Annotated in this window: 22 protein-coding genes; 15 read left to right on the forward strand and 7 right to left on the reverse strand. The window is 56.3% G+C overall.

The features are described from left to right. Nucleotides 1-62: 62 nt before the first annotated feature. Nucleotides 63-2486 carry a glycerol-3-phosphate 1-O-acyltransferase PlsB gene (gene plsB, locus CDA56_RS03000; RefSeq protein WP_102803504.1) on the reverse strand — a complete coding sequence of 808 codons (2424 nt, stop codon included), beginning with the start codon at nucleotides 2484-2486 and terminating at the stop codon, nucleotides 63-65. 129 nt (nucleotides 2487-2615) lie between these two features. Between plsB and CDA56_RS03005 the strand changes: the two genes are divergently transcribed. The 4 genes from CDA56_RS03005 (at nucleotide 2616) to CDA56_RS03020 (ending at nucleotide 5450) form a co-directional block, all read left to right on the forward strand. Beyond that, nucleotides 2616-2984 (forward strand): diacylglycerol kinase, encoded by a 369-nt coding sequence (locus CDA56_RS03005; RefSeq protein ID WP_014227539.1) that lies wholly within the window; start codon nucleotides 2616-2618, stop codon nucleotides 2982-2984. 122 nt (nucleotides 2985-3106) lie between these two features. Beyond that, nucleotides 3107-3715, forward strand: coding sequence for a transcriptional repressor LexA (gene lexA / locus CDA56_RS03010; RefSeq protein WP_004097774.1), 609 nt, complete (start codon nucleotides 3107-3109; stop codon nucleotides 3713-3715). A 72-nt stretch (nucleotides 3716-3787) separates the two neighbouring features. Next, a complete protein-coding gene (gene dinF / locus CDA56_RS03015; RefSeq protein ID WP_049083110.1) occupies nucleotides 3788-5104 on the forward strand; it encodes an MATE family efflux transporter DinF in 1317 nt (438 codons plus the stop codon). 136 nt (nucleotides 5105-5240) lie between these two features. Further along, entirely contained in the window at nucleotides 5241-5450 is a 210-nt protein-coding gene (locus tag CDA56_RS03020; RefSeq protein WP_004137568.1) for a CsbD family protein, read from the forward strand. Between the two features lie 342 nt (nucleotides 5451-5792). Here CDA56_RS03020 and zur read toward each other — a convergent pair whose 3' ends face one another. After that, nucleotides 5793-6308: a zinc uptake transcriptional repressor Zur gene (gene zur / locus CDA56_RS03030; RefSeq protein ID WP_004097781.1), complete on the reverse strand. Its 516-nt coding sequence runs from the start codon at nucleotides 6306-6308 to the stop codon at nucleotides 5793-5795. A 201-nt stretch (nucleotides 6309-6509) separates the two neighbouring features. Here zur and CDA56_RS03035 point away from each other — a divergent pair, with 201 nt between their 5' ends. The 3 genes from CDA56_RS03035 (at nucleotide 6510) to pspG (ending at nucleotide 8484) form a co-directional block, all read left to right on the forward strand. Continuing rightward, nucleotides 6510-6998 (forward strand): cupin domain-containing protein, encoded by a 489-nt coding sequence (locus CDA56_RS03035; protein ID WP_014227541.1) that lies wholly within the window; start codon nucleotides 6510-6512, stop codon nucleotides 6996-6998. A 107-nt stretch (nucleotides 6999-7105) separates the two neighbouring features. Continuing rightward, complete coding sequence (gene dusA / locus CDA56_RS03040) at nucleotides 7106-8101, forward strand: tRNA dihydrouridine(20/20a) synthase DusA (protein ID WP_032750020.1); 996 nt, start codon at nucleotides 7106-7108, stop codon at nucleotides 8099-8101. A gap of 140 nt (nucleotides 8102-8241) precedes the next feature. After that, entirely contained in the window at nucleotides 8242-8484 is a 243-nt protein-coding gene (pspG, locus tag CDA56_RS03045) for an envelope stress response protein PspG (protein ID WP_014227543.1), read from the forward strand. Nucleotides 8485-8661: 177 nt separating this feature from the next. On the opposite strand, the gene CDA56_RS03050 is transcribed toward pspG, so the two are convergent. After that, nucleotides 8662-9645, reverse strand: coding sequence for a quinone oxidoreductase (locus tag CDA56_RS03050; protein ID WP_014227544.1), 984 nt, complete (start codon nucleotides 9643-9645; stop codon nucleotides 8662-8664). Nucleotides 9646-9706: 61 nt separating this feature from the next. Between CDA56_RS03050 and dnaB the strand changes: the two genes are divergently transcribed. From dnaB to CDA56_RS03080, 6 genes are all read left to right on the forward strand, one after another. Continuing rightward, the gene (dnaB, locus tag CDA56_RS03055; protein ID WP_004097788.1) at nucleotides 9707-11122 is read left to right on the forward strand and encodes a replicative DNA helicase; all 1416 of its coding nucleotides are present in this window, start codon (nucleotides 9707-9709) and stop codon (nucleotides 11120-11122) included. Between the two features lie 145 nt (nucleotides 11123-11267). Then, complete coding sequence (gene alr / locus CDA56_RS03060; RefSeq protein ID WP_032747492.1) at nucleotides 11268-12347, forward strand: alanine racemase; 1080 nt, start codon at nucleotides 11268-11270, stop codon at nucleotides 12345-12347. 238 nt (nucleotides 12348-12585) lie between these two features. Next, on the forward strand, nucleotides 12586-13779 hold the full coding sequence (tyrB, locus tag CDA56_RS03065) for an aromatic amino acid transaminase (protein WP_014837136.1): 1194 nt from the start codon (nucleotides 12586-12588) through the stop codon (nucleotides 13777-13779). A gap of 194 nt (nucleotides 13780-13973) precedes the next feature. Continuing rightward, on the forward strand, nucleotides 13974-14687 hold the full coding sequence (gene aphA, locus CDA56_RS03070) for an acid phosphatase AphA (protein WP_004097791.1): 714 nt from the start codon (nucleotides 13974-13976) through the stop codon (nucleotides 14685-14687). 142 nt (nucleotides 14688-14829) lie between these two features. Beyond that, entirely contained in the window at nucleotides 14830-15246 is a 417-nt protein-coding gene (locus CDA56_RS03075) for a secondary thiamine-phosphate synthase enzyme YjbQ (RefSeq protein WP_038423946.1), read from the forward strand. 2 nt (nucleotides 15247-15248) lie between these two features. Continuing rightward, nucleotides 15249-15602: an MmcQ/YjbR family DNA-binding protein gene (locus CDA56_RS03080; RefSeq protein WP_004097793.1), complete on the forward strand. Its 354-nt coding sequence runs from the start codon at nucleotides 15249-15251 to the stop codon at nucleotides 15600-15602. 2 nt (nucleotides 15603-15604) lie between these two features. Here the strand turns inward: CDA56_RS03080 and CDA56_RS03085 are convergent, their stop codons facing one another. The 3 genes from CDA56_RS03085 to uvrA all read right to left on the reverse strand — a co-directional run bounded on the left by CDA56_RS03085 (nucleotide 15605) and on the right by uvrA (nucleotide 19293). Then, nucleotides 15605-15922, reverse strand: coding sequence for a hypothetical protein (locus CDA56_RS03085; protein ID WP_102803506.1), 318 nt, complete (start codon nucleotides 15920-15922; stop codon nucleotides 15605-15607). A 2-nt stretch (nucleotides 15923-15924) separates the two neighbouring features. Then, the gene (locus CDA56_RS03090; protein WP_102803507.1) at nucleotides 15925-16335 is read right to left on the reverse strand and encodes a hypothetical protein; all 411 of its coding nucleotides are present in this window, start codon (nucleotides 16333-16335) and stop codon (nucleotides 15925-15927) included. Nucleotides 16336-16467: 132 nt separating this feature from the next. After that, nucleotides 16468-19293 carry an excinuclease ABC subunit UvrA gene (uvrA, locus tag CDA56_RS03095; protein ID WP_004097797.1) on the reverse strand — a complete coding sequence of 942 codons (2826 nt, stop codon included), beginning with the start codon at nucleotides 19291-19293 and terminating at the stop codon, nucleotides 16468-16470. Nucleotides 19294-19539: 246 nt separating this feature from the next. Here uvrA and ssb1 point away from each other — a divergent pair, with 246 nt between their 5' ends. Beyond that, nucleotides 19540-20067 (forward strand): single-stranded DNA-binding protein SSB1, encoded by a 528-nt coding sequence (ssb1, locus tag CDA56_RS03105; RefSeq protein ID WP_004097799.1) that lies wholly within the window; start codon nucleotides 19540-19542, stop codon nucleotides 20065-20067. Nucleotides 20068-20153: 86 nt separating this feature from the next. On the opposite strand, the gene CDA56_RS03110 is transcribed toward ssb1, so the two are convergent. Next, nucleotides 20154-21794 carry an MltF family protein gene (locus CDA56_RS03110; RefSeq protein ID WP_103815291.1) on the reverse strand — a complete coding sequence of 547 codons (1641 nt, stop codon included), beginning with the start codon at nucleotides 21792-21794 and terminating at the stop codon, nucleotides 20154-20156. A 595-nt stretch (nucleotides 21795-22389) separates the two neighbouring features. Between CDA56_RS03110 and CDA56_RS03115 the strand changes: the two genes are divergently transcribed. Beyond that, nucleotides 22390-24651 carry a TonB-dependent siderophore receptor gene (locus tag CDA56_RS03115; RefSeq protein ID WP_103815293.1) on the forward strand — a complete coding sequence of 754 codons (2262 nt, stop codon included), beginning with the start codon at nucleotides 22390-22392 and terminating at the stop codon, nucleotides 24649-24651. Nucleotides 24652-24907: the final 256 nt, after the last annotated feature.

Here is a 24907-nt window from a genome sequence, read left to right on the forward strand (position 1 = left end):
AGCCGGGCTACAAAACCGCAGGGTCCGGTAGCCCGGCGCAGGCCGGGACATTTCTTTAAACGTTACGCTTCATCCTGGGTAACGCTTTCAATCGTTAATCGCACATCCGAAGTAATCAGATCCGCCAGCATGCGGTAGATCTTCAACGTCTCTTCCGGCTCGGCGTCCCCGGTATCGCTGATATAGCCTTCGTCACGCAGGGTCAGCACCAGCGTGCTGAACACCGCCTTATCGAAGAACTCCGGCGCGTTGATGCCGTGCAGAACGGACAGGCGCTGCGCCACGGTGCGGCTCTCTTTCTCCAGCGAACTGCGGTTGATTGACGGGTTAGCGCTCAGCAGCCAGAAGGTAATGGCGTAGCGCTGCAGCGTTTCGCGCGCGCCTGCGGCCAGCAGCTGCAGAGAACGGGCATGAGACGGATTGACGCTCACCTCAGCGTCGTTCAGGGCGATGAGGCCCTGACGCTGCATCTCAGCGATCAGCGCATCGACGACGCCCGCCAGCTCCGCTTTTTCCCAGCGCAGGAACAGCTCGGCCTTCAGGAACGGATAGAACATCTCGACGTGACGCAGGATTTCGGCACGGGTAATACGACGATGCTGAGTGACGATGGCGGCTAACAGCGACGGCATCACCAGCATATGGGCGATGTTGTTGCGGTAGTAGGTCATCAGGACGGCCTGCTCGCGCGGCAGAATGATGATATCGCCAATGGTATCTTTCTCGACTTCGAACTTGTTCATCTGCAGCGCGTGGTCAATCAGCTCGCTGGCCGAAGCCGCAGGCGTGGTCGCATCCGCTGAATATGGCACGTTGCGCAGCAGGGCGAGATAGCACTCCAGCTGCTCGGTGAGCTGCTCGCGGGTCAGTGAACGCTGACGCGATGCCAGAAGCGCGGTACAGCACAGGTTCATGGCGTTAGCCGCGCCGGCATTATTGATGCGCACCATCAGATCCGAGGCGATATTATTCACCGTCGGGGTCAGCCAGGAAGGGCGAACCGCTTCGATAGGGTCGATAGACTCGCGCCAGTCCGGCACATGCTGGTTCAGATAGGCCATCAGCGGCAGGGGTTCGCCGAAGTTAACGTAGCCCTGGCCGAGATTTCGCAGCTTGCTCAAGCCGCGCAGCATCTGCGGCAGGCTCTCTTTCTCTTTCGTCGCACCGCGTAGCTCTTTGGCGTAGGTACCGACCTCCATCACGTGCTCGTAGCCGATGTAAATCGGCACCAGGGTGATGGGGCGATTACCGCCGCGCAGCATCGCCTGAATGGTCATCGACAGGGTGCCGGTTTTCGGATCCAGCAGGCGTCCGGTACGCGAACGCCCGCCTTCAACGAAATACTCCACCGAATAGCCGCGGCTGAACAGCTCGCCGAGATATTCGCGGAATACGGTTGAGTAGAGCTTATTGCCCTTGAACGTACGGCGAATAAAGAACGCGCCGCCGCGACGGAAGATCGGACCGGCGGGCCAGAAGTTCAGGTTGATACCGGCGGCGATATGCGGCGGCACCAGGCCCTGATGATAAATGACGTAAGAGAGCAGCAGATAGTCCATATGGCTGCGGTGGCACGGGACATAAACGATCTCGTGGCCTTCATGCGCCAGCTGGCGCACGCGCTCGGCGTTATGCACGTTAATGCCCTGATACAGCCGGTTCCAGGTAAAGCCCAGCACGCGGTCGGTCAGGCGAATCATCTCATAGGAGAAGTTTGCGGCGATCTCTTCCATCAGGGCGATAGCGTTTTGCTGCGCCTTTTCATGAGAAATTTTCTTGCTGCGGGCTTCGTCTTCTACCGCACGGGCAATGGCTTTCGACGCCAGCAGTTTATTAAACAGATCCTGGCGCGCGGGCAGGCGCGGGCCGACCGCCGCCAGACGCTGACGGGCGAAGTGCATGCGCGCCACGCGGGCCAGCTTCTGGGCGATGGTTTTATCGGTACCGTGTTCGTCCGCCATCTTACGCAGCGAGACCGAAGGCGAGAAACGGACAAAGCTGTCGCGGCCCAGCCACAGAACGGCGAAGAATTTCTGAATGCCGTTGAGCATGCGCAGCGGCGGGTTCACCTCGCCTTTTTCACGCCCCGGCGCGCGACCGAACATCACCGAAACCGGCACCATCTGCACGTCAAGATCGGGATGGTTGCGGTGCAAATCCAGATAGTCGTGAAAGAGCTTGATAGACTCTTCTTTCGGCGTGTAATAGGTAAACACGCGCGGTCCGCCGTGGATAAATACGTAGCGCGGAAGCAGGCCGCCGTCGATCTCGAGCGGCTCCAGCGGGTCCGGTAACTCATGTTCCAGACATTGCGCGCGCAGCGTCAGCAGGTCCGCCTTCGAATTGTAGGGCAGGACATACATAATGGGACGCGAGGTATCCAGGCCTAATTCCTGAGCAGGTTGTGCCGGAATCGACTTGCTTTTTACCAGCGCCCTTAATGGTAAATTCAGTAATTTATAGTAAATTCGTTGCCAGCCAGACATAGACGATGTGAAGCCTCTGGTTAATCATGCAAATGCGCCGCAAGAATAACAGAAAGTGCGCAAAATTTCCGTTGTAACGCGGCAAACGCGTACACTCATTGACGTCATTTACATAAAAAGGTTTGTTTGATGGCCAATAATACCACTGGGTTAACCCGAATTATTAAAGCGGCAGGGTATTCCTGGAAAGGATTCCGGGCGGCGTGGGTCAACGAGGCCGCCTTTCGTCAGGAAGGCATCGCGGCCGTTGTTGCCGTGGCGATCGCCTGCTGGTTAGACGTCGATGCCATCACCCGGGTGCTGTTGATTAGCTCGGTCCTGCTAGTGATGATAGTTGAAATTATCAATAGCGCGATTGAGGCGGTTGTTGACCGTATTGGCCCTGAACATCACGAGCTGTCGGGGCGAGCGAAAGACATGGGATCGGCGGCGGTATTGCTGGCGATCATCATCGCGCTGATCGCGTGGGGAACGCTTTTATGGGCAAACTACCGCTAACTCCTGGCGTAGCGGCTCGCAAAACGGAAAGAAACTCCTGATTTTTGTGTGAAATGTGGTTCCAAAATCACCGTTAGCTGTATATACTCACAGCATAACTGTATATACACCCAGGGGGCGGAATGAAAGCGTTAACGACCAGGCAGCAAGAGGTGTTTGATCTCATTCGGGATCATATCAGCCAGACGGGCATGCCGCCGACGCGTGCGGAGATTGCTCAGCGCTTGGGGTTCCGTTCCCCAAACGCGGCGGAAGAACACCTGAAAGCGCTGGCGCGTAAAGGCGCAATCGAGATCGTTTCCGGCGCCTCACGCGGTATTCGTCTGCTGACGGAAGAAGAAACGGGTCTGCCGCTTATTGGCCGCGTCGCGGCGGGTGAGCCGCTGCTGGCCCAGCAGCACATTGAAGGTCACTATCAGGTCGATCCGGCTATGTTTAAGCCGAATGCGGATTTTCTGCTGCGCGTTAGCGGGATGTCGATGAAAGACATCGGTATTCTTGATGGCGACCTGCTGGCCGTCCATAAAACGCAGGATGTGCGCAATGGCCAGGTGGTTGTGGCGCGCATCGACGAAGAAGTTACCGTGAAGCGACTGAAAAAGCAGGGTAACGTCGTTGAACTGCTGCCGGAAAACAGCGAATTCTCGCCGATCGTGGTGGACCTTCGCGAGCAAAGCTTCACTATTGAAGGCCTGGCCGTTGGCGTTATCCGCAACGGCAACTGGCAGTAATCTCTTCACCTCGCGGCATCATCACCTGATGCATGATGCTGCGCCGTTTTTCCTCATTTGGGCTCTTTCTCCATGCTTTTTAACGCCGCCGACAAAGCCCTGTGGCGCTTAGCGCTGCCCATGATCTTCTCCAATATCACCGTTCCGCTGCTGGGGCTGGTGGATACCGCCGTTATTGGCCACCTCGACAGCCCGGTTTATCTGGGGGGCGTGGCGGTTGGCGCAACGGCGACCAGCTTCCTCTTTATGCTGCTGTTGTTCCTGCGAATGAGTACCACCGGACTGACGGCGCAGGCGTTTGGCGCAAAAGATCCGCAGCGGCTGGCGCGTGCGCTGGTACAGCCTCTGGGCCTGGCGCTGGCCGCCGGGGCGGCGATTGTGCTCTTACGGATGCCGTTAATCGACCTGGCGCTGCATATTGTCGGCGGTAGCGAAGCCGTGCTCGAACAGGCCAGACGCTTCCTGGAGCTCCGCTGGCTAAGCGCGCCGGCATCGCTGGCGAATCTGGTCCTGCTGGGCTGGCTGCTGGGCGTGCAGTACGCCAGAGCGCCGGTGATCCTGCTGGTGGTCGGCAACGTCCTCAACATCGTGCTCGATTTATGGCTGGTGATGGGCCTGCATATGAACGTGCAGGGGGCGGCGCTGGCGACGGTCACCGCAGAATACGTCACTTTCTTTATTGGCCTGCTGATGGCGAGACGCGTGCTGGCGCTGCGCGGCGTTTCCCTGTCGATGCTGAAAAACGCCTGGCGCGGAGATATACGCCGCCTGCTGGCGCTGAATCGCGACATCATGCTGCGCTCGCTGCTGCTACAGCTCTGCTTCGGGGCGGTGACGGTATTTGGCGCCCGCCTTGGCGCCGATGTCGTCGCGGTCAATGCGGTCCTCATGACGATGCTGACCTTTACCGCCTATGCGCTGGACGGTTTTGCCTACGCCGTTGAGGCGCACTCCGGGCAGGCCTACGGCGCGCGCGACGACAGCCAACTGCTTGCCGTCTGGCACGCGGCCTGCCGCCAGTCAGGGATGGTAGCGCTGGCGTTTGCGCTGATTTACGGCCTTGCCGGTGAGCAGATTATCGCTTTGCTGACCTCACTGCCTTCGCTGCAGCAGCTGGCCGACCGCTATCTGGTCTGGCAGATGATACTGCCGGTCATTGGCGTCTGGTGCTACCTGCTGGACGGAATGTTTATCGGCGCGACGCGGGGGGCGGAGATGCGCAACAGCATGGCGGTAGCGGCGGCGGGGTTTGCCCTGACGCTGCTGACGGTACCGACGCTCGGCAACCACGGACTGTGGCTGGCGCTGACGGTCTTTCTCGCTCTGCGCGGCGTTTCTCTGGCGGTTATCTGGCGGCGCCACTGGCAGCGCGGAACCTGGTTTTCGTAATGCATTTGGTGCATATGATGGTTAAAGATTCCGAATAATAAATCTTACTCAGAATACTCATCTATAGTTAAGTCATGTCCGGCACACAGCGGGCTGTTCATTCACCGAACGATAACCGAACGATGAGGAATGCATGATGAATAAAGACGAAATCGGCGGTAACTGGAAACAGTTCAAAGGTAAAGCGAAGGAAAAATGGGGCAAGCTGACCGACGATGACATGACCGTCATTGAAGGCAAACGCGACCAGCTGGTGGGCAGAATTCAGGAACGTTACGGTTACGCCAAAGACCAGGCAGAGAAAGAAGTGACCGACTGGGAAACCAAAAACGACTATCGCTGGTAGCGAAAACGCCGTGTTTTAACCCCTTACTATTGCCTGCTCTAACGATTTATACCCTAAATAATTCGAGTTGCAGGACAAGGCACTCGTGCTTTGAACAGCGCTTGCGCTGGCCCCGGAGGGGCGAGGCCGCAGGCCGAGTAACGCGGCAACGCAGAGAATCCCCAGGAGCTTACTCCAGTAAGTGACTGGGGTGAGCGACAAATCTGTCTGGAACAGATTTGAACGCCGTATCCCGGCGGCCCGAAGGGCGAGGCTCAGGGATGAGCCGAGTAACAAAGCCAACGCACATGCAACTTGAAGTATGACGGGTATACACCCTTGATTCCCGCTGCGGCTAACGCCTCAGCGGGCTTTCTTTTTGATCTGGATGGTATGGTCGTGGTGGCAGTGGCCCGGCGTACTGCAGGATTCAACCTCGACGCAGGCGGCGCACAGGCCGTGAGCCTCAATGACGTTGTGGCGCAGGGCGAATCCCATTCTTGCCGCCAGCGTATGCATAATATCTTCGACGCCTTCCGCACACTCTTCTTTGACGCCGCCGCAGCGGTCGCAGATAAACATCGCCGAGCTGTGGGTCGGCTGATCGAAAAGGTGACACAGCACATAGCTATTGGTGGATTCCACCTTATGCACGAACCCTTGCTCGAGTAAAAACTCCAGCGCCCGGTACACCGTCGGCGGTTTCGCCTGAGGCTCTTTTTCACGAAGGAGATCGAGCAGGTCGTAGGCGCTGATTGCCCCTTGCTGCAGGCTCATCAAACGCAATACTTCAAGGCGCTGCGGGGTCAGGCGCACGCCACGCTGCGCGCACAGCTTTTCAGCATGCGCTAACATTTGTTGCGAAGTGGTCTTATCCATGAGCGTCCTCTGGTTGCGTGAATCTGAAACTGTTACTTTATCACGATACCGGTAAAACGCCGAGACCCGGCGGGCTATACCCGTCACACTTCACGTTACCTGCGCGCTGGCTGCGCCAATTCGTCCCAGCCGCGCTCCTGGGGTCGCTCAACCTTGCCACCTTATGCTATACCTGATGCATCTCATTTTCGGGAGAAAACGATGAAACGACCTGACTGCATTCGACACTGGCGTGAACTGGAAGGCGTGGATGATTCCACCTATCCCGACAGTACTGAGCTTTTCTCCATCGGCGCGCCGCTGGCGCGGGGCCTGCGGCTGAATCGCCTGGGGATCCACCATGAGCGTCTACCGCCCGGACGCCGAACCTCTTATCCGCATGCGGAGAGCGACGAAGAAGAGTTTATCTACGTGCTGGAAGGCTATCCGGAAGTGTGGATTAACGGCTATCTCTGGAAGCTGGAGCCGGGGGATAGCGTCGGCTTTCCTGCCGGAACCGGCATTTGCCACACCTTCCTCAATAACACCGAGCAGGAGGTTCGCCTGTTAGTCGTTGGCGAGGCAAATAAGAAATTTAATCGCATCTACTACCCGCTTAACCCCGGCTATGCCGCCACGCGACAGGATCGCTGGGTTGACCATCCGCCGCAGTTTTTTGGCCCTCACGACGGGAAGCCACGGAAAATATAGCGTTTATTGCGGGATAAAAAAGGTGAGCGCTGACGCTATGCGTCAGTGGTTTATCTTTGTGCTATAGTAGCGCCCCTTTTTACCCGGATGCTTATTTATTCGCCATGATGTCAGATTCAACGCCTACTGCTTTCGCCGCTCACCGTTTTTCCATCGCGCCGATGCTCGACTGGACCGACAGACACTGCCGTTATTTTCTGCGTCAGCTGTCGCGCCACACGCTGCTGTACACCGAAATGGTGACCACCGGTGCGATTATTCACGGCAAGGGCGACTATCTGGCCTACAGCGAAGAAGAGCATCCGGTCGCCCTGCAGCTCGGCGGCAGCGATCCGGCTGCGCTGGCACACTGCGCGAAGCTGGCGCAGGCGCGCGGCTACGATGAAATTAACCTGAACGTTGGCTGCCCGTCCGATCGCGTGCAGAACGGTATGTTCGGCGCCTGCCTGATGGGGAACGCGCAGCTGGTGGCAGACTGTATTAAAGCCATGCGCGACGTCGTGTCGATCCCGGTCACGGTGAAAACCCGTATCGGCATTGACGACCAGGACAGCTACGGGTTTCTGTGTGATTTTATCGAAACGGTATCCGGGAAAGGCGAGTGCGAGATGTTTATCATCCATGCGCGCAAAGCGTGGCTTTCGGGGCTGAGCCCTAAAGAGAACCGCGAGATCCCGCCGCTTGACTATCCGCGCGTTTACCAGCTGAAGCGTGATTTTCCGCATCTGACGATGGCGATTAACGGCGGCATTAAGTCGCTGGAAGAAGCAAAACAACATCTTGCGCATATGGACGGCGTAATGGTGGGCCGTGAGGCCTATCAGAATCCAGGCATTCTGGCGTCGGTGGATCGGGAAATTTTCGGCGTGGAAGGCGTCGATGCTGACCCGGTTTCCGTGGTCCGGGCGATGTATCCCTATATCGAACGCGAGCTTAGCAACGGTACTTATCTGGGGCACGTAACGCGCCATATGCTCGGGCTGTTTCAGGGGATCCCCGGCGCGCGCCAGTGGCGTCGCTATCTGAGCGAAAATGCGCATAAAGCCGGGGCGGACATCAACGTGCTGGAACAGGCGCTGAAACTGGTTGCCGACAAGCGTTAGTTTTTCACTAAAACCTGGTCAAATTCACCACGCCCTGCACGTATCGTGCCGGGCGTTTTTGTTATTATTCAATAGGTTATATTTGGCACGATTTTTGTAATATCCGGTAAGGTAGATAAAATTTCTTTAGGGGAAAGACGATGCTGGAACTCTTATTCGTTATTGGCTTTTTTGTCATGTTATTGGTCACCGGCATTTCACTGCTGGGTATTATTGCCGCGATTGTGGTCGCGACCGCGCTGATGTTTGTCGGCGGTCTGTTTGCGTTAATGATTAAACTGCTGCCGTGGCTGCTGCTGGCCGTTGTTGTGGTTTGGGTGATTCGGGCGATAAAATCACCAACCGACAACCGTTATCGCGCTAATAACCGCTGGCGCTACTAAGGTATTGAGCGGTATGTCACAACCTGAAGATTTTTGCATAAAACAGCGTAGGCTTTGCTTATTAAATCTGTCACTATTAGCGGGTTAACGAATTCATCGTGCTGTACCCTACATACAGCCGAACAAAAAAAGTAAGGGCTTCCCATGTGGAAGCCCTAAACTTTAGTGCTCCGGCCATTACGGCAAGAGCAAACTTGAACCCTGCGTCGCCCGGCTTTCCAGCACCTCATGTGCGCGTCTGGCGTCGGTTAACGCATATTTTTGGCTCTCCGCGACATCCACTTTTATCACGCCGCTGGCGATCAGCGAAAACAGCTCGTTGCTGGCTTCCGTCAGCTCTTCACGCGTGGTGATATAGCCCTGCAGAGAAGGGCGGGTGACGTACAGCGAACCTTTTTGATTGAGGATCCCGAGATTGACGCCGGTCACCGGGCCGGAGGAGTTGCCGAAGCTCACCATCAGCCCCCGACGCTGCAGGCAGTCAAGGGAGGCTTCCCAGGTATCTTTCCCGACGGAATCATAAACCACGTGGACTTTCTTACCGTCGGTGATCTCTTTCAGGCGCTCGACGATATTCTCTTCGCGATAGTTAATGATCTGCCAGGCGCCGGCCTGTTTGGCGCGTTCAGCTTTTTGCGCGCTGCCGACGGTACCGATCAGCTTCGCGCCCAGCGCTTTGGCCCACTGACAGGCGATGAGCCCGACGCCGCCGGCCGCCGCATGAAATAAGAACGGCTCGCCCGCTTTGATCTCGTAGGTTTTCCGCAGCAGGTAATAGACCGTGAGCCCTTTCAGGAATGAGGCCGCCGCCTGCTCGAAAGAGATCGCGTCCGGCAAAATGGCGGCCTTATCCGCGGGCACGTTGTGGACGGTGCTATAGGCTCCCAGCGCCGATTGCGCGTAGACCACCCGATCGCCGGCTTTGATATGTTTCACGCCGCTGCCGACTTTGCTTACTACGCCAGCGGCTTCGGTACCCAGACCGCTCGGCAATGACGGGGGCGGGTAGAGGCCGCTGCGGATATAGGTATCAATGTAGTTGATGCCGATGGCCTTATTCTCTACCTGAATTTCGTGCTCTGCGGGATCTTTCGGCGTGAACTCCAGCGCTTGCAGAACATCAGGCCCTCCGTGCTGGTGAAATTCAATTCGTGTTGCCATGCTTCCTCCAGAAATGTGGTAATCTTTCGACCCATTCACTATCTCGGTAACTCCATTCACTATGGCAGGAAATAAACCCTTCAACAAACCACAGACTGAACCCCGCGAGCGTGATTATCAGCTCGATGGGTTGAAGGTCCCGCCGCACTCGATTGAAGCGGAACAGTCGGTGTTGGGCGGTTTAATGCTGGATAACGAACGCTGGGACGATGTTGCCGAGCGGGTTGTTTCGGAAGATTTTTATACCCGTCCGCATCGCCATATTTTCACCGAAATGGCGCGCCTGCAGGAATCGGGCAGCCCGATTGACCTGATTACGCTCGCCGAATCGCTGGAGCGTCAGGGGCAGCTGGACAGCGTCGGCGGCTTCGCCTACCTGGCGGAATTATCGAAAAATACGCCAAGTGCGGCGAACATCAGCGCTTATGCCGATATCGTCCGCGAACGTGCGGTGGTACGCGAAATGATCTCCGTGGCGAATGAAATCGCCGAGGCCGGTTTCGATCCCCAGGGCCGCACCAGCGAAGATCTGCTCGACCTCGCCGAATCCCGGGTGTTTAAAATTGCCGAAAGCCGCGCGAATAAAGACGAGGGGCCGAAGAATATCGCCGACGTGCTCGACGCTACCGTGGCGCGTATTGAACAGCTCTTCCAGCAGCCGCATGACGGCGTCACCGGGGTGAATACCGGCTATGACGATCTCAATAAAAAAACCGCCGGTCTTCAGCCGTCGGACCTGATTATTGTCGCCGCGCGTCCGTCAATGGGTAAGACGACTTTTGCGATGAACCTCGTGGAAAACGCGGCGATGCTGCAGGATAAGCCGGTACTCATCTTCAGTCTCGAGATGCCCTCGGAGCAGATTATGATGCGTTCTCTGGCCTCGCTGTCGCGCGTTGACCAGACCCGCATTCGTACCGGCCAGCTGGATGATGAAGACTGGGCGCGCATTTCCGGCACCATGGGAATTCTGCTGGAAAAACGTAACATCTATATTGATGACTCCTCCGGCCTGACGCCAACCGAAGTGCGCTCCCGCGCGCGGCGCATCGCCCGCGAGCACGGCGGCATCGGTCTTATTATGATCGACTACCTGCAGCTGATGCGCGTGCCGTCGCTCTCCGATAACCGTACGCTGGAAATCGCCGAAATTTCCCGCTCGCTCAAGGCGCTGGCGAAGGAGCTACAGGTGCCGGTGGTGGCGCTGTCGCAGCTTAACCGCTCGCTGGAACAGCGCGCGGATAAGCGCCCGGTCAACTCCGACCTGCGTGAGTCCGGCTCCATCGAGCAGGACGCCGACTTAATCATGTTTATCTACCGTGATGAGGTTTATCACGAAAACAGTGATTTAAAAGGCATCGCTGAAATTATTATTGGTAAACAGCGTAACGGCCCTATCGGGACGGTGCGCCTGACGTTTAACGGTCAGTGGTCGCGTTTTGATAATTATGCTGGGCCACAATACGACGACGAATAAATCTCCGTCATCCTTCTTGCCGCAGGTGCGTTGACTACGCCTGTTCATCCCGGTCACTTAGTTTACTAAGCTCCCGGGGATTCTCAGGCTTGTCGCCTTCCTGCAACACGAAGGATTTAGGAGATTCTTTTATTAAGGAATTCAAATGCAAGCGGCAACTGTAGTCATTAACCGCCGCGCTCTGCGACACAACCTGCAACGTCTGCGTGAACTGGCGCCCGCCAGCAAACTGGTTGCGGTGGTGAAAGCGAACGCCTACGGACACGGTCTTCTTGAGACCGCGCGAACGCTCCCGGACGCCGATGCTTTTGGCGTCGCCCGTCTTGAAGAAGCCCTGCGCCTGCGCGCGGGCGGTATCGCCCAGCCGATCCTGCTGCTGGAGGGATTCTTTGAGGCCGCCGACCTGCCGGTGATCTCCGCCCAGCGCCTGCACACGGCGGTACACAGCCCGGAGCAGCTGGCTGCGCTGGAGGAAGCGGATTTACCCGAGCCGGTAACCGTATGGATGAAGCTGGACACCGGGATGCATCGATTAGGCGTTCTGCCCGAACAGGCTGAAGCCTTTTATCAGCGCCTGAGCCAGTGTAAAAACGTCCGCCAGCCGGTCAATATCGTGAGCCATTTTGCCCGTGCGGATGAGCCTGAGTGCGGCGCGACCGAACGTCAGCTGGATATCTTTACCACCTTCACGGAAGGGAAACCGGGGCTGCGCTCAATCGCCGCATCCGGCGGTATATTGCTATGGCCGCAGTCGCACTTCGACTGGGCGCGTCCGGGGATTATTCTCTACGGCGTATCACCGCTCGACGGTGGATCCACCGGCGCGGATTTTGGCTGCCAGCCGGTGATGTCTCTGACCTCCAGCCTGATCGCGGTCCGCGAGCATAAAGCCGGCGAGCCGGTGGGCTACGGCGGAACCTGGGTCAGCGAGCGTGATACGCGTTTAGGCGTTGTGGCGATGGGCTACGGTGACGGCTATCCGCGCGCCGCGCCGTCCGGCACGCCGGTACTGGTTAACGGCCGGGAAGTGCCGATTGTCGGACGCGTGGCGATGGATATGATTTGCGTCGATCTCGGGCCTGAAGCACAGGACCACGCTGGCGACGCGGTCGTGCTGTGGGGCGAAGGCCTCCCCGTCGAGCGGATTGCCGAAATTACAAAAGTAAGTGCTTACGAACTTATTACGCGCCTGACTTCACGGGTATCCATGAAGTACGTGGATTAATGTCAGCCAGCGCGCTTTCCCCCGGTGGCGGCTGACGCCTTACCGGGGCTACGGGGCCGCTACCGGCTACGGGCCGGTAGCCCGGATAAGGCGGTTTAAGCCGCCATCCGGGATGGGCGTTCACGTTGTTGCGTCAAATCCAGCCCGTTCTGTTTTATCCGCCAACATCCCCTCGACCTTCTTTCACATCCAGTTTATTGTGTTATAACGAGCCCATGTAAACCTGGAGAAACATCGCGTGTTTCAGAAAGTTGACGCCTACGCTGGCGACCCCATTCTCTCCCTGATGGAGCGTTTTAAAGACGATCCGCGTAGTGACAAAGTAAATCTCAGCATCGGTCTTTATTACAACGAAGACGGCATCATTCCGCAGCTGAAGGCGGTTGCCGAAGCGGAAGCACGTCTTAACGCCCAGCCGCACGGCGCCTCAATCTATTTACCGATGGAAGGGCTGAACACCTATCGCCACGCGATTGCGTCGCTGCTGTTCGGGGCCGATCATCCGGTACTGGCGCAGCATCGCGTGGCCTCTATTCAGACGCTGGGCGGCTCCGGAGCGCTGAAAGTCGGCGCAGACTTCCTGAAACGCTACTTCCCAGGCTCGCGCGTATGGGTCAGCGACCCGACGTGGGAAAACCACATCGCTATATTTGAAGGGGCTGGATTCGAAGTAAGTACTTACCCTTGGTTTGATGATAAAACCAATGGCGTGCGTTTCGCGGCTTTCCTTGAAAAACTCAATACGCTACCGGAACGCGATATCGTGCTGCTGCATCCCTGCTGCCATAACCCAACGGGAGCCGATCTTACCAACGCTCAGTGGGATCAAGTGGTTGAGGTGCTGAAAGCGCGTAATTTGATTCCTTTCCTCGACATCGCCTATCAGGGCTTTGGCGCCGGCATGGAAGAGGATGCCTACGCTATCCGCGCTATAGCGAACGCCGGGATGCCTATGCTGGTCAGCAACTCGTTCTCGAAAATCTTCTCCCTGTACGGTGAGCGCGTTGGCGGGCTGTCGATCGTCTGTGAAGATACTGAAACCGCGGGGCGCGTACTGGGGCAATTAAAAGCGACCGTACGTCGCAACTACTCCAGCCCGCCGAACTTTGGCGCGCAGGTGGTTGCGGCGGTGTTGGGCGACAGCGCGCTGAAAGCCTCATGGCTGGCGGAAGTGGAAGGGATGCGCACCCGTATTCTGGCCATGCGTCAGGAGCTGGTTGATGTGCTGAAAGAGACGGTTCCGGGCGGTGATTTTGACTATCTGCTCAAGCAGCGCGGCATGTTTAGCTATACCGGTTTCAGCGCGGCCCAGGTTGACCGCCTGCGCGATGAGTTTGGCGTCTATCTGATTGCCAGCGGCCGCATGTGCGTCGCGGGGCTGAATGCAGGAAACGTGCGCCGCGTAGCGCAGGCGTTTGCTGCGGTAATATAAGTTCTTCCTGACCTTTTGCCCGCGCCAAATCATGACGCGGGCAATTCGCTTCCCGAAGTGTGATCATTCTCTTTTTATATGACATCAGAGCAGAAAAACCTTCCTATCCGCCTTCGCGGGGGGTAAGGTCTGGGTGCATTAATAAGCGTACACATTATTGAAAATTATAACGATTCGATTATTTAGGGAAAAATATGCGCAAGATCACCCTGGCCTTTGGGGCCGTCTGCTTACTGTTCACGCTAAATAGCTCCGTCGTTGCTCGCGCCTCCACACCGCAGCCGCTGTGGACGGGCACCAATATGGCGAAACTCGCCGAACAGGCGCCGATCCATTGGGTTTCCGTCGCCCAGATTGAAAATAGCCTGCTGGGACGCCAGCCGATGGCCGTCGGTTTTGATATTGATGATACCGTCCTGTTCTCCAGCCCGGGCTTCTGGCGCGGGCAGAAAACCTATTCCCCCGGCAGCGATGATTACCTGAAAAATCCGGAGTTCTGGGAAAAAATGAACAACGGCTGGGATGAATTCAGCATGCCGAAAGAGGTGGCGCGCCAGCTGATTGCGATGCACGTAAAGCGCGGCGATAGCATCTATTTCGTTACCGGCCGTAGCCAGACCAAAACCGAAACGGTATCAAAAACCCTGCAGGATGATTTTCTCATCCCGGCGGCGAATATGAACCCGGTTATTTTTGCCGGCGATAAACCTGGCCAGAACACCAAAACGCAGTGGCTGCAGGAGAAAGGGATCAAAGTTTTCTACGGCGATTCGGATAACGATATCTCCGCTGCCCGCGAGGTGGGCGCGCGTGGGATCCGTATCTTGCGGGCCTCAAACTCTTCCTATAAGCCGCTGCCGATGGCGGGCGCTCAGGGTGAAGAGGTCATTGTGAATTCAGAATATTAAGCTGCCCGCCGGCTTAATCATCAATCGCTAAAACGGCAGCCGGCACGCTGCCGTTTTTTTGTGCAAAATAGCGTGCCAAAGGTTTTACCTTTTCGCTTATTGCTGCACACTTAGGAAGGTTCATTAGTAAAAGGAGTGGCTTATGTGGCATCAGCAAACCCTGACGTTAGGCCCGAAAGTACGGGGCTTCCATCTGGTCACTGATGAAATTCTCGGGCAAATCCGCGAAATATCGCGGGTGAAAACTGGCCTGCTGCATTTGCTGCTCCAGCATACATCTGCTTCCCTGACGCTAAACGAAAACTGCGATCCGACCGTTCGCTTCGATATGGAGCAGCATTTTCTGCACGCCGTACCGGATAACGCGCCGTATGAACACGATTATGAAGGTCCTGATGACATGCCCTCGCACATTAAGTCGTCGATGCTGGGCGTATCGCTGATGCTGCCCGTACGGGATGGCAGCGTCAGGCTGGGGACCTGGCAGGGGATCTGGCTCGGGGAGCATCGTATTCATGGCGGATCGCGCCATATCATCGCGACGCTGATGGGGGAATAAAAATGACAATTTCGGATTTATTGCAGTACTGCATGGCAAAGCCGGGCGCCGAACAAAGCGTACATAGCGACTGGAAAGCGACGCAGATCAAAGCGGCGGACGTCCTGTTTGCGATGGTAAAAGAGGTTGAGGACAACCGGCCAGCGGTATCGTTAAAGACCAGCCCTGAGCTTGCGGAACTGTTGAGGCAGCAGCATCGAGATGTTCGCCCCAGCAAACATCTCAATAAAGCCCACTGGAGTACGGTGTTTCTTGACGGCTCCCTGCCTGATTCGCAAATTTACTATCTGGTGGATGCTTCCTACCAGCAGGCGCTTGATTCGCTTTCCGAGGCTAAGCGTAAGCTGTTGCCATAGCGCTAAATTCTGCCCAGCAGCGCCAGCAGGGTCACATCAAACAGACGAAGCAGCGTGGACTGCAGATGCGCCTGCATGGCGATCTGTTCGTTGTTGGCGCGAATGCTGGCAATATCGCGCTGCCCTTGCAGGAGCAGAATGAGGTCGTCCTGACTTAACCAGCCGCGCGCTTTCTCCTGTAACGCCTGAAGCGTGAGCATCCCGGCGTCGCGAATGTCGCTGTCTTCATCATTTACAATCGCGTGCATAAGCTGCAACCACTCTGCCGTATTCGCGCCGGCGCCGGCCAGCTGGGCGCTTAACTCTTCTATGGTGGACATGCTTATCTCCCTGAACGCTGTTGTTCGCCGTTGATGGCCTGCTGGTAAAGTTTTTCCGTCTGTTGCGCCAGAATTTCGGCCTCGAAAGGCGTCAGCGCTCTCTCCTGGGGGACGACGCGCCGGTACAGCCGCTGATAATTTTCCTCCAGTACGTGAAGATTACTCTGCCGTAGCGCATCGCTATCGCTTAACGCCAGGCTGAATAGCGGGCGAATCTGGCGATCCTCGTAACTGAGCAAGCGTTGGTCGAGTGGCGCTGCCGCCGCGTCGCTGATGAACTGCAGATGAAGCTGTTCCAGCATCAGCAGCTGCTGATGAGCCGCGCTGCTGTAGCCGTCTATCCAGCTGCAGGCGGTCAGCGCGAATAACGCCGCGACGAGCGAAAATCGATAAAGTCCGTGCTTTAAGTACATGATGCATCCTGCAATTTTTGGCGGTGGTGCTATCTGATAACAGATGCCGTCCGGCCGCAAATCACAAAATATCAGCGGGAGAAAATGAGAGGAAATGAGGCCTCTTCCCGGGACGGGAAGAGGCAGATGAGATTATTTCAGCATGGGCTTGAGGAAGCGAGCCGTATAGGAGGCCTCGCACTCGGCGACCGTTTCCGGCGTACCGGAAACGAGGATCTCTCCGCCGCCGCTTCCGCCTTCCGGCCCAAGGTCAACGATCCAGTCAGCCGTCTTGATGACATCCAGGTTGTGCTCAATCACCACGATGGTATTCCCCTGGTCGCGCAGCTGGTGCAGAACCTCCAGCAGCTGCTGAATATCGGCAAAGTGCAGACCGGTGGTCGGTTCATCAAGGATATACAGCGTTTGCCCGGTACCGCGTTTGGACAGCTCGCGCGCCAGCTTGACGCGCTGGGCCTCGCCGCCGGAGAGCGTGGTAGCCGACTGACCAAGGCGAATATAGGTCAGACCGACGTCCATCAGCGTTTGCAGCTTACGCGCCAGCGCCGGAACCGCATCGAAGAACTCACGCGCTTCTTCAATGGTCATATCCAGCACTTCATGAATCGTTTTGCCTTTGTACTTAATCTCCAGCGTTTCGCGGTTATAGCGTTTGCCTTTGCACTGGTCGCACGGTACGTAGATATCCGGCAGGAAGTGCATCTCGACTTTGATCACGCCATCGCCCTGGCAGGCTTCACAGCGGCCGCCGCGTACGTTAAAACTGAAGCGGCCGGGCGTGTAGCCACGCGAACGTGATTCAGGTACGCCGGCAAACAGTTCACGGACCGGCGTAAAGACGCCGGTGTAGGTTGCGGGGTTAGAACGCGGCGTACGGCCGATGGGGCTCTGGTCGATATCGATCACTTTGTCGAAATGTTCCAGCCCCTGCACGTCGCGGTAAGGTGCCGGTTCCGCGATGGTGGCGCCGTTGAGCTGACGCTGGGCAATCGGGAACAGCGTGTCGTTGATCAGCGTGGATTTACCCGACCCGGAAACGCCGGTGATACAGGTGAAGAGGCCCACCGGCAGCGTCAGCGTCACGTCTTTCAGGTTGTTGCCGCGCGCGCCGGACAGCTTCAGTACTTTCTCCGGATTGGCGGGTACGCGCTGTTTCGGCACTTCGATTTTACGCTTGCCGCTCATGAACTGGCCGGTCAGCGATTCCGGCACCGCCATAATATCTTCCAGCTTGCCTTCAGCCACGACCTGACCGCCGTGTACCCCAGCCCCTGGACCGATATCGATAACGTGGTCGGCGGCGCGAATGGCGTCTTCATCGTGCTCAACGACAATCACGGTGTTGCCGAGGTTTCGCAGGTGGATCAGCGTGCCCAGCAGGCGTTCGTTATCGCGCTGGTGCAGGCCGATAGAGGGCTCATCCAGTACGTACATGACGCCGACCAGGCCTGCGCCGATCTGGCTGGCGAGGCGGATACGCTGCGCTTCGCCGCCGGAGAGGGTTTCCGCCGAACGGGAGAGCGTCAGGTAGTTCAGACCGACGTTGACGAGGAATTTCAGGCGATCGCCAATCTCTTTCAGTACTTTTTCAGCAATTTGCGCACGCTGGCCGGAGAGCTTCAGGTTGTTGAAGAAGTCCATCGCGTGGCCGATGCTCATATCCGAGATGGTCGGCAGCGGGGTATTCTCCACAAACACGTGCCGCGCTTCGCGCTTCAGGCGGGTCCCTTCACAGCTGGTGCAGGGACGGTTGCTGATGAATTTCGCTAACTCTTCACGTACTGCGCTGGATTCCGTCTCTTTATAACGGCGCTCCATATTATGCAGCACGCCTTCGAACGGATGGCGGCGCACCGAGGTATCGCCGCGATCGTTCATATATTTGAATTCAATATTCTCTTTGCCTGAGCCGTACAGAACCACTTTTTGTACGCTGCTATTCAGCGTGCCCCAGGGCGCTTCCACATCGAATTCATAATGTTCCGCCAGCGACTTCAGCATCTGGAAGTAGTAAAAATTGCGCCGATCCCAGCCGCGAATCGCCCCGCCAGCCAGCGACAGCTCTGGGTTCTGAATGACGCGTTCCGGATCGAAATACTGCTGGACGCCGAGACCATCACAGGTCGGGCAAGCGCCAGCCGGGTTGTTGAAGGAGAACAGGCGCGGTTCCAGTTCGCGCATGCTGTAGCCGCAAATCGGGCAGGCGAAGTTGGCGGAAAACAGCAGCTCTTCGGCTTTCGGATCGTCCATATTGGCGACGATGGCGGTGCCGCCCGACAGCTCCAGCGCGGTTTCAAAAGACTCGGCCAGGCGCGTGCTGAGATCGTCGCGCACCTTAAAGCGGTCAATCACCACTTCAATGGTGTGTTTCTTCTGCAGCTCCAGCTTCGGCGGATCGGAGAGATCGCAGACCTCGCCGTCGATCCTCGCGCGGATGTAGCCCTGCCCGGCGAGGTTTTCCAGCGTTTTGTTATGCTCGCCTTTGCGCTCTTTAATGATCGGCGCCAGCAGCATCAGGCGCTGGCCTTCTGGCTGGGAGAGCACGTTATCGACCATCTGGCTCACGGTTTGCGCCGCCAGCGGAACGTCGTGATCCGGGCAGCGCGGCTCGCCGACGCGCGCGTACAGCAGACGCAGGTAGTCGTGAATTTCGGTAATGGTGCCTACCGTTGAACGGGGGTTGTGGGACGTTGATTTCTGTTCAATGGAAATCGCCGGCGACAGCCCTTCAATATGGTCGACGTCGGGCTTCTCCATCAGCGACAGGAACTGCCGCGCGTAGGCGGAGAGCGACTCAACGTAGCGACGCTGCCCTTCGGCATACAACGTGTCGAAAGCCAGTGAGGATTTGCCTGAACCCGAAAGCCCGGTGACGACAATGAGTTTGTCGCGCGGGATGACGAGGTTGATATTTTTGAGATTGTGGGTGCGGGCGCCCCGAACTTCGATCTTATCCATTCACCTTTCCCGGTAGATACGCGGATTGCCTGGTTTGTTAGAAGGACAAACGGCAGAAACGGCTAATTATGACACAATTTAACCTGTTTGAATATACAGTATTGGAATGCATTTTCCGGTGGGGTGTGTAAAAATGTCGCACCGCGAGAGTTATCTGGAACCTACTTCCCAGCTATCAACATAGTACCTGGAAATGGTACACTCGCGCGTTTACACTATTAAGAAACGCATTCAGGAGACACAAACATGGCCAGCAGAGGCGTAAACAAGGTGATTCTCGTCGGTAATCTGGGCCAGGACCCGGAAGTACGCTACATGCCGAGTGGTGGCGCAGTTGCCAACATTACGCTGGCTACTTCCGAATCCTGGCGTGATAAAGCGACCGGTGAGATGAAAGAGCAGACCGAATGGCACCGCGTTGTGCTGTTCGGCAAACTGGCGGAAGTGGCCGGCGAGTATCTGCGTAAAGGTTCTCAGGTCTATATTGAAGGCCAGCTGCGTACCCGTAAATGGACTGACCAATCCGGTCAGGAAAAATACACCACCGAGGTTGTCGTTAACGTTGGCGGCACGATGCAAATGCTCGGCGGTCGTCAGCAGGGCGCGGGCGCCCCGGCAGGCGGTGGTCAGCAGCAGGGCGGTTGGGGCCAGCCTCAGCAGCCGCAGGGCGGAAACCAGTTCAGCGGCGGCGCGCAGTCTCGTCCGCAGCAGCAGGCGCCGGCTGCCCCTTCCAATGAGCCGCCGATGGACTTTGATGACGATATTCCGTTCTAACGAAGCGTTAGCGTCGTAAAGTCATCTCTGAAAAAGCCCCTGTTCGGGGCTTTTTCTATTTTGTCACCCAGGCCATCTGCGCTATTTCACTGCGTGGCAGGCGTGGCAGGCGTGGCAGGCGTGGCAGGTGCGGCAGGCGTGGCAGGCGTGGCAGGTGCGGCAGGCGTGGCAGGTGTGGCAGGTGTGGCAGGTGCGGCAGGCATTCCCACTGTCGGCACGACCTGATTTTTGGAGGCCGTCGTCGCCTGCTGTTTACGCGCTATTTCATCCACGATCAGCCGGTAAGCGATGTAATATTTATAGATATTGCTGACATAGCTTACGGTCTCGGAGCCGATCTTCTCGGCGGCCAGATACTCCACGTTGCCAAACCAGACGTTCGGATCAAAACCGCGCTTTTTGGTATCCGCCCGCAGCCGGGCGATGCGCGCGGGGCCCGCGTTATAAGAAGCGAATGAGAACAGCGCCTTATCAAGCTGGGTCATCGGTTCATCGCCATAGTAGCGGTCTATCATCCAGCGCATATATTTCACCCCGGCATGAATGTTGGGGTCGAGCTGCTTAATATCGCCGACCTTCAGCTCCTTGCCGGTGCTCGGCATTACCTGCATAACGCCAATTGCGCCGACGTGGCTACGCACCGACTGATTTAGCCGCGACTCCTGATAGCCCTGCGCGGCCATCAGCAGCCAGTCAACATCGTAGCGATCGCCATATTTGCGGAAGATCTCCACCATGGTCAGAAATTTACGCCGCTCTTTTTGCGCCGCCGCGTTTTTAACGTACCTGGCATCCTTCAGGTAGCGCAGCAGAATCGTATTACCCAGCTTGCTGCCCTGACGATTCTTGTTGATGAATTCATTAAGCAAGGCCAGCAGCTGCGGGCTATTGTTGCGTACCGCCCAGCCGATATTGCCTTCCTTGCGCAGAATGATGTTCTGATGAACCTGAATGTTGGGGAAAACCTGTTTCCAGAACAGAGCCTTGTGGCGGTCGACGACGGTCAATGGAATCAGGCCCGCGTTAAGCATCTCTATCAGATCTTCATCCTCCAGCGCTTCGGGCGCCGGTTCGATGGTGATGGGGGGCAGCGATTGCTGGGCAAAGCGCGCGTTGAGCGCGACCAGGCTCTCGTAATAGCTCGATGAGGTACGCACAAAGACCGTTTTACCGGAAAGCTGCTGCAGATTTTCCACTTTGGGCGAGCCGGGGCCGGAAAGAAGCAGCTCCTGAACGTGAGAGTAGATTGGCGCGGTAAAGGTCATCTCCTGCTGGCGAGCGGGGGTAATCGTCAGGTTGGCGGCGATAATATCCCCCTTACCAGCGTTAAGCGCGCTGATGAGCTGGTCGCGGGCAACCGGAACAAAGATGATACGGACCTTAAGATGACGATGTTTGAGCTTTTTCTCCTTCGTCAGGCTTTGATTGAGGCTTCGCTCAAACTCCATAAAAATATCGTGAGTGGCGCCGCGCTGCGTCCCTTTGTTAATAAAGAAAAAGGTTTTGCTGAAGGTGGTTAATACGCGAATGGTTCGCCGGTCGAGCATACCCGGTAAATCTCCCTTCCATGGCTGCAGCATATCGTCAACGTTGACTTCCAGGGCCTCGCGCTCCTCGGGCTCTGACAGTTTATTCTCTGTGGCGGCGTAAACGGATGTGAAGCATAGCAGGGCGGCAAGGCATGCAAGTCCGCCGACAAGGTATCGATAGAACGACGACGTATTCATGGCGCGGTGCTCCGCAGGAGGATTTCCTTATTTTAGTCAATTTCTGGCCGTTAGCATGCCCGGCGATCGAGAATGTCGGTCGGTTAATCAGCTATTTTATTAATTAACAGGCTCAGTATTTATAGTGAAATAATAAAGAAATAAATATCGGTAATTATGGAGAGAATATGCTCAGATTGTGTTTTTTTAGTGTGGATATATTTTGATTATTTAAAGTGCAAATAAGGAGTAAACGTAAGTAATTATTTCATCTTTTTGTTTTTATTGAATTATTTAAAATTATTGCTGTGATGCATAATTATCCACTTGATAATAAATCTCATTTCTAATAACGTTGTGTGGCACAATACTCCTATTACTGCTGTTCGGCGAATGCTATCAAAGAATAGCGCGGTGCGTTTATTTCTTCATTTTTGCCAGAGTAATAAATCTATTTTGGTCGCTCATTATTTATTGCTATCCCTATTTAAACGGGAGGGCCTGACTACGCCAAAAAAAGAGATGTTACGCCAGGCATGGAAGACATGACCGGTGTTTATCTGGCGGATGAAGAAGGCGTGCCCCGACGGCTAAAAAGAAAAACAGGGCATATTCCATGAAATACGATTCACACTACTCGCTGGCCGTGCTGATCCCGATGGCCATCTGGGGAGGGATGCTGCCGGCGCAGGCCGCTGACAGCAACACGCCAGACGATACGAAGAAATCAGAAACGGCTACGGCAAATGATGACGAAACCATGGTGGTCACCGCGGCGGCGCAGACGCTGCAAGCGCCCGGCGTATCGACCATCACCGCTGAGGAGATCCGTAAACACCCGCCCGCGCGCGATGTCTCCGAGCTGATTCGTACCCAGCCCGGCGTCAACCTCACCGGCAACTCCACCAGCGGCCAGCGCGGTAATAACCGTCAGGTCGATATTCGCGGCATGGGGCCGGAGAACACCCTGATTCTGGTGGATGGTAAACCGGTGACCAGCCGTAATTCCGTGCGCTATGGCTGGCGCGGCGATCGAGATACGCGCGGTGATACCAGCTGGGTACCGGCGGAAATGATCGACCATATCGACGTGATTCGCGGCCCTGCGGCGGCCCGCTACGGTAATGGCGCGATGGGCGGGGTGGTAAATATCGTCACCAAACCGGCCACCAGCGAATGGCATGGATCATGGAATACCTATATGAACGCACCTCAGCACCGTAAAGAGGGAGCGACGAAGCGGACAAACTTCAGCCTCAATGGCCCGCTATCGGATGAGGTCAGCTTTAATTTATGGGGAAATCTGAGCAAAACGCAGGCCGATGCCCAGGATATTAATTCCGGTCACGAAGCGGCGCGAACCGGTAGCTATGCGGGATCGTATCCGGCTGGACGCGAAGGCGTAGTGAATAAAGATATCCACGGTAAGCTGCGCTGGGAATTTGCGCCGATGCAGGCGCTGGAGTTTGAAACCGGCTACAGCCGCCAGGGCAACCTGTATGCAGGCGATACCCAGAATACCAATACCAGCACGCTGGTGAAAAGTATGTACGGTAAAGAGACCAACCGCCTCTATCGTCAGACTTATGGCGTCACGTGGACCGGCGGCTGGGATAACGGCGTGACCAGCAATACTTACGCGCAGTATGAGCACACCCGTAACTCGCGTATGAACGAGGGGCTGGCGGGGGGAACGGAGGGGATCTTCTCCAGCAGCGAATTCTCCGATATCGACCTGTCGGATGTGCTGCTGCACAGCGAGGTGAATATTCCGTTTACCCTGGGATTCGAGCAGAATCTGACGCTGGGTACCGAGTGGAACCAGCAGCGGATGAAAGATGGCGTATCGACCACCCAGTCGCTCTCTTATGGCTCCATTGACGGTATCTTGGCAACCGGGCGTAGCCCCTATTCCAGCGCCGAGATTTTCTCGCTGTTTACCGAAGATAATATCGCGCTGACCGAGAGCACTATGCTGACGCCGGCTCTGCGCTTCGACCATCACAGCATCGTTGGCAATAACTGGAGCCCATCGCTGAACCTCTCGCAGGGGCTGTCGGATGACTGGACGCTGAAGCTGGGCATCGCCCGCGCCTATAAAGCGCCAAACCTTTATCAGCTCAACCCGAACTATATTCTCTACAGCAACGGCCAGGGCTGCTATGCCAGCAGCTCAGCCTGTTACCTGATGGGGAACAGCGATCTGAAGGCGGAAACCAGCGTTAATAAAGAGATTGGCCTTGAGTATAAGCACAACGGCTATCAGGCGGGGCTGACCTGGTTCCGTAACGACTATCATAACAAGATTGAATCGGGCTACTCGGCGGTGGGAACGGCCAGCAACGGCACGACCAATATTTATCAATGGGAAAACGTACCGAAGGCGCTGGTTGAAGGGCTGGAAGGCTCATTAAACCTGCCGGTAAGCGAAACGGTCAACTGGAGCAACAACCTGACGTGGATGCTGCAGAGTAAGAACAAGACCACCGGCGATCGCCTGTCGGTGATCCCGCAGTTCACCCTTAATTCGACCGTCAGCTGGCAGGTACGCGACGATCTTTCGCTGCAGAGTACTTTCACCTGGTATGGTCGGCAAAAACCTAAGCGCTTCAACTATAAGGGCGAGGCGGTATCCGGCAGCGAGCTGAATGAAGTGAGTCCTTACAGTATCGTCGGGCTCAGCGCGACCTGGGATGTGAATAAAAACCTGAGCCTGACCAGCGGCGTGGATAACCTGTTCGATATTCGCCACTACCGCGCCGGTAACGCGCAGACCACGGGGAATTCGACGACCGGCGCCTATCTGTATGGCGCGGGCGCGGAGACCTATAATGAATCGGGTCGGACGTTTTATGTCAGCGTGAATACGCACTTCTGATTATCTACTCAAACACCCGCCGGGATAGTGAACTATTCCGGCTTTTTATTTTTTATGTCGGGGAAAAAGGCCGGAGATATAAATGATGACAAAATCTCCACGGCTTCTACACAATTAACTCAACTTAGCAGCTTACACTGTTTCCTGTTGATCGGGTCTGCTTGATCCCGGAAACGATTAACGGTGGCATCCTGCCATTTCCATTCTAACGTTGTGTTCCTCTTCCCCCTTCCATTCCCAACCGCAGCAATGCGGA

Source organism: Klebsiella michiganensis, from assembly GCF_002925905.1.
GTDB classification, from domain to species: Bacteria; Pseudomonadota; Gammaproteobacteria; order Enterobacterales; family Enterobacteriaceae; genus Klebsiella; species Klebsiella michiganensis.

Excerpts from the sequence above, each read along its gene's own strand:
- aphA (WP_004097791.1), top strand. The coding sequence starts at position 13,974 with ATGCGCAAGATCACCCTGGCCTTTGGGGCCGTCTGCTTACTGTTCACG.
- CDA56_RS03110 (WP_103815291.1), bottom strand. The coding sequence starts at position 21,794 with ATGAATACGTCGTCGTTCTATCGATACCTTGTCGGCGGACTTGCATGC.
- lexA (WP_004097774.1), top strand. The coding sequence starts at position 3,107 with ATGAAAGCGTTAACGACCAGGCAGCAAGAGGTGTTTGATCTCATTCGG.
- plsB (WP_102803504.1), bottom strand. The coding sequence starts at position 2,486 with ATGTCTGGCTGGCAACGAATTTACTATAAATTACTGAATTTACCATTA.
- alr (WP_032747492.1), top strand. The coding sequence starts at position 11,268 with ATGCAAGCGGCAACTGTAGTCATTAACCGCCGCGCTCTGCGACACAAC.
- dnaB (WP_004097788.1), top strand. The coding sequence starts at position 9,707 with ATGGCAGGAAATAAACCCTTCAACAAACCACAGACTGAACCCCGCGAG.
- uvrA (WP_004097797.1), bottom strand. The coding sequence starts at position 19,293 with ATGGATAAGATCGAAGTTCGGGGCGCCCGCACCCACAATCTCAAAAAT.
- ssb1 (WP_004097799.1), top strand. The coding sequence starts at position 19,540 with ATGGCCAGCAGAGGCGTAAACAAGGTGATTCTCGTCGGTAATCTGGGC.
- CDA56_RS03035 (WP_014227541.1), top strand. The coding sequence starts at position 6,510 with ATGAAACGACCTGACTGCATTCGACACTGGCGTGAACTGGAAGGCGTG.
- pspG (WP_014227543.1), top strand. The coding sequence starts at position 8,242 with ATGCTGGAACTCTTATTCGTTATTGGCTTTTTTGTCATGTTATTGGTC.
- CDA56_RS03090 (WP_102803507.1), bottom strand. The coding sequence starts at position 16,335 with ATGTACTTAAAGCACGGACTTTATCGATTTTCGCTCGTCGCGGCGTTA.
- CDA56_RS03085 (WP_102803506.1), bottom strand. The coding sequence starts at position 15,922 with ATGTCCACCATAGAAGAGTTAAGCGCCCAGCTGGCCGGCGCCGGCGCG.
- CDA56_RS03020 (WP_004137568.1), top strand. The coding sequence starts at position 5,241 with ATGAATAAAGACGAAATCGGCGGTAACTGGAAACAGTTCAAAGGTAAA.
- dusA (WP_032750020.1), top strand. The coding sequence starts at position 7,106 with ATGTCAGATTCAACGCCTACTGCTTTCGCCGCTCACCGTTTTTCCATC.
- CDA56_RS03080 (WP_004097793.1), top strand. The coding sequence starts at position 15,249 with ATGACAATTTCGGATTTATTGCAGTACTGCATGGCAAAGCCGGGCGCC.
- CDA56_RS03115 (WP_103815293.1), top strand. The coding sequence starts at position 22,390 with ATGAAATACGATTCACACTACTCGCTGGCCGTGCTGATCCCGATGGCC.
- CDA56_RS03050 (WP_014227544.1), bottom strand. The coding sequence starts at position 9,645 with ATGGCAACACGAATTGAATTTCACCAGCACGGAGGGCCTGATGTTCTG.
- CDA56_RS03075 (WP_038423946.1), top strand. The coding sequence starts at position 14,830 with ATGTGGCATCAGCAAACCCTGACGTTAGGCCCGAAAGTACGGGGCTTC.
- dinF (WP_049083110.1), top strand. The coding sequence starts at position 3,788 with ATGCTTTTTAACGCCGCCGACAAAGCCCTGTGGCGCTTAGCGCTGCCC.
- zur (WP_004097781.1), bottom strand. The coding sequence starts at position 6,308 with ATGGATAAGACCACTTCGCAACAAATGTTAGCGCATGCTGAAAAGCTG.
- CDA56_RS03005 (WP_014227539.1), top strand. The coding sequence starts at position 2,616 with ATGGCCAATAATACCACTGGGTTAACCCGAATTATTAAAGCGGCAGGG.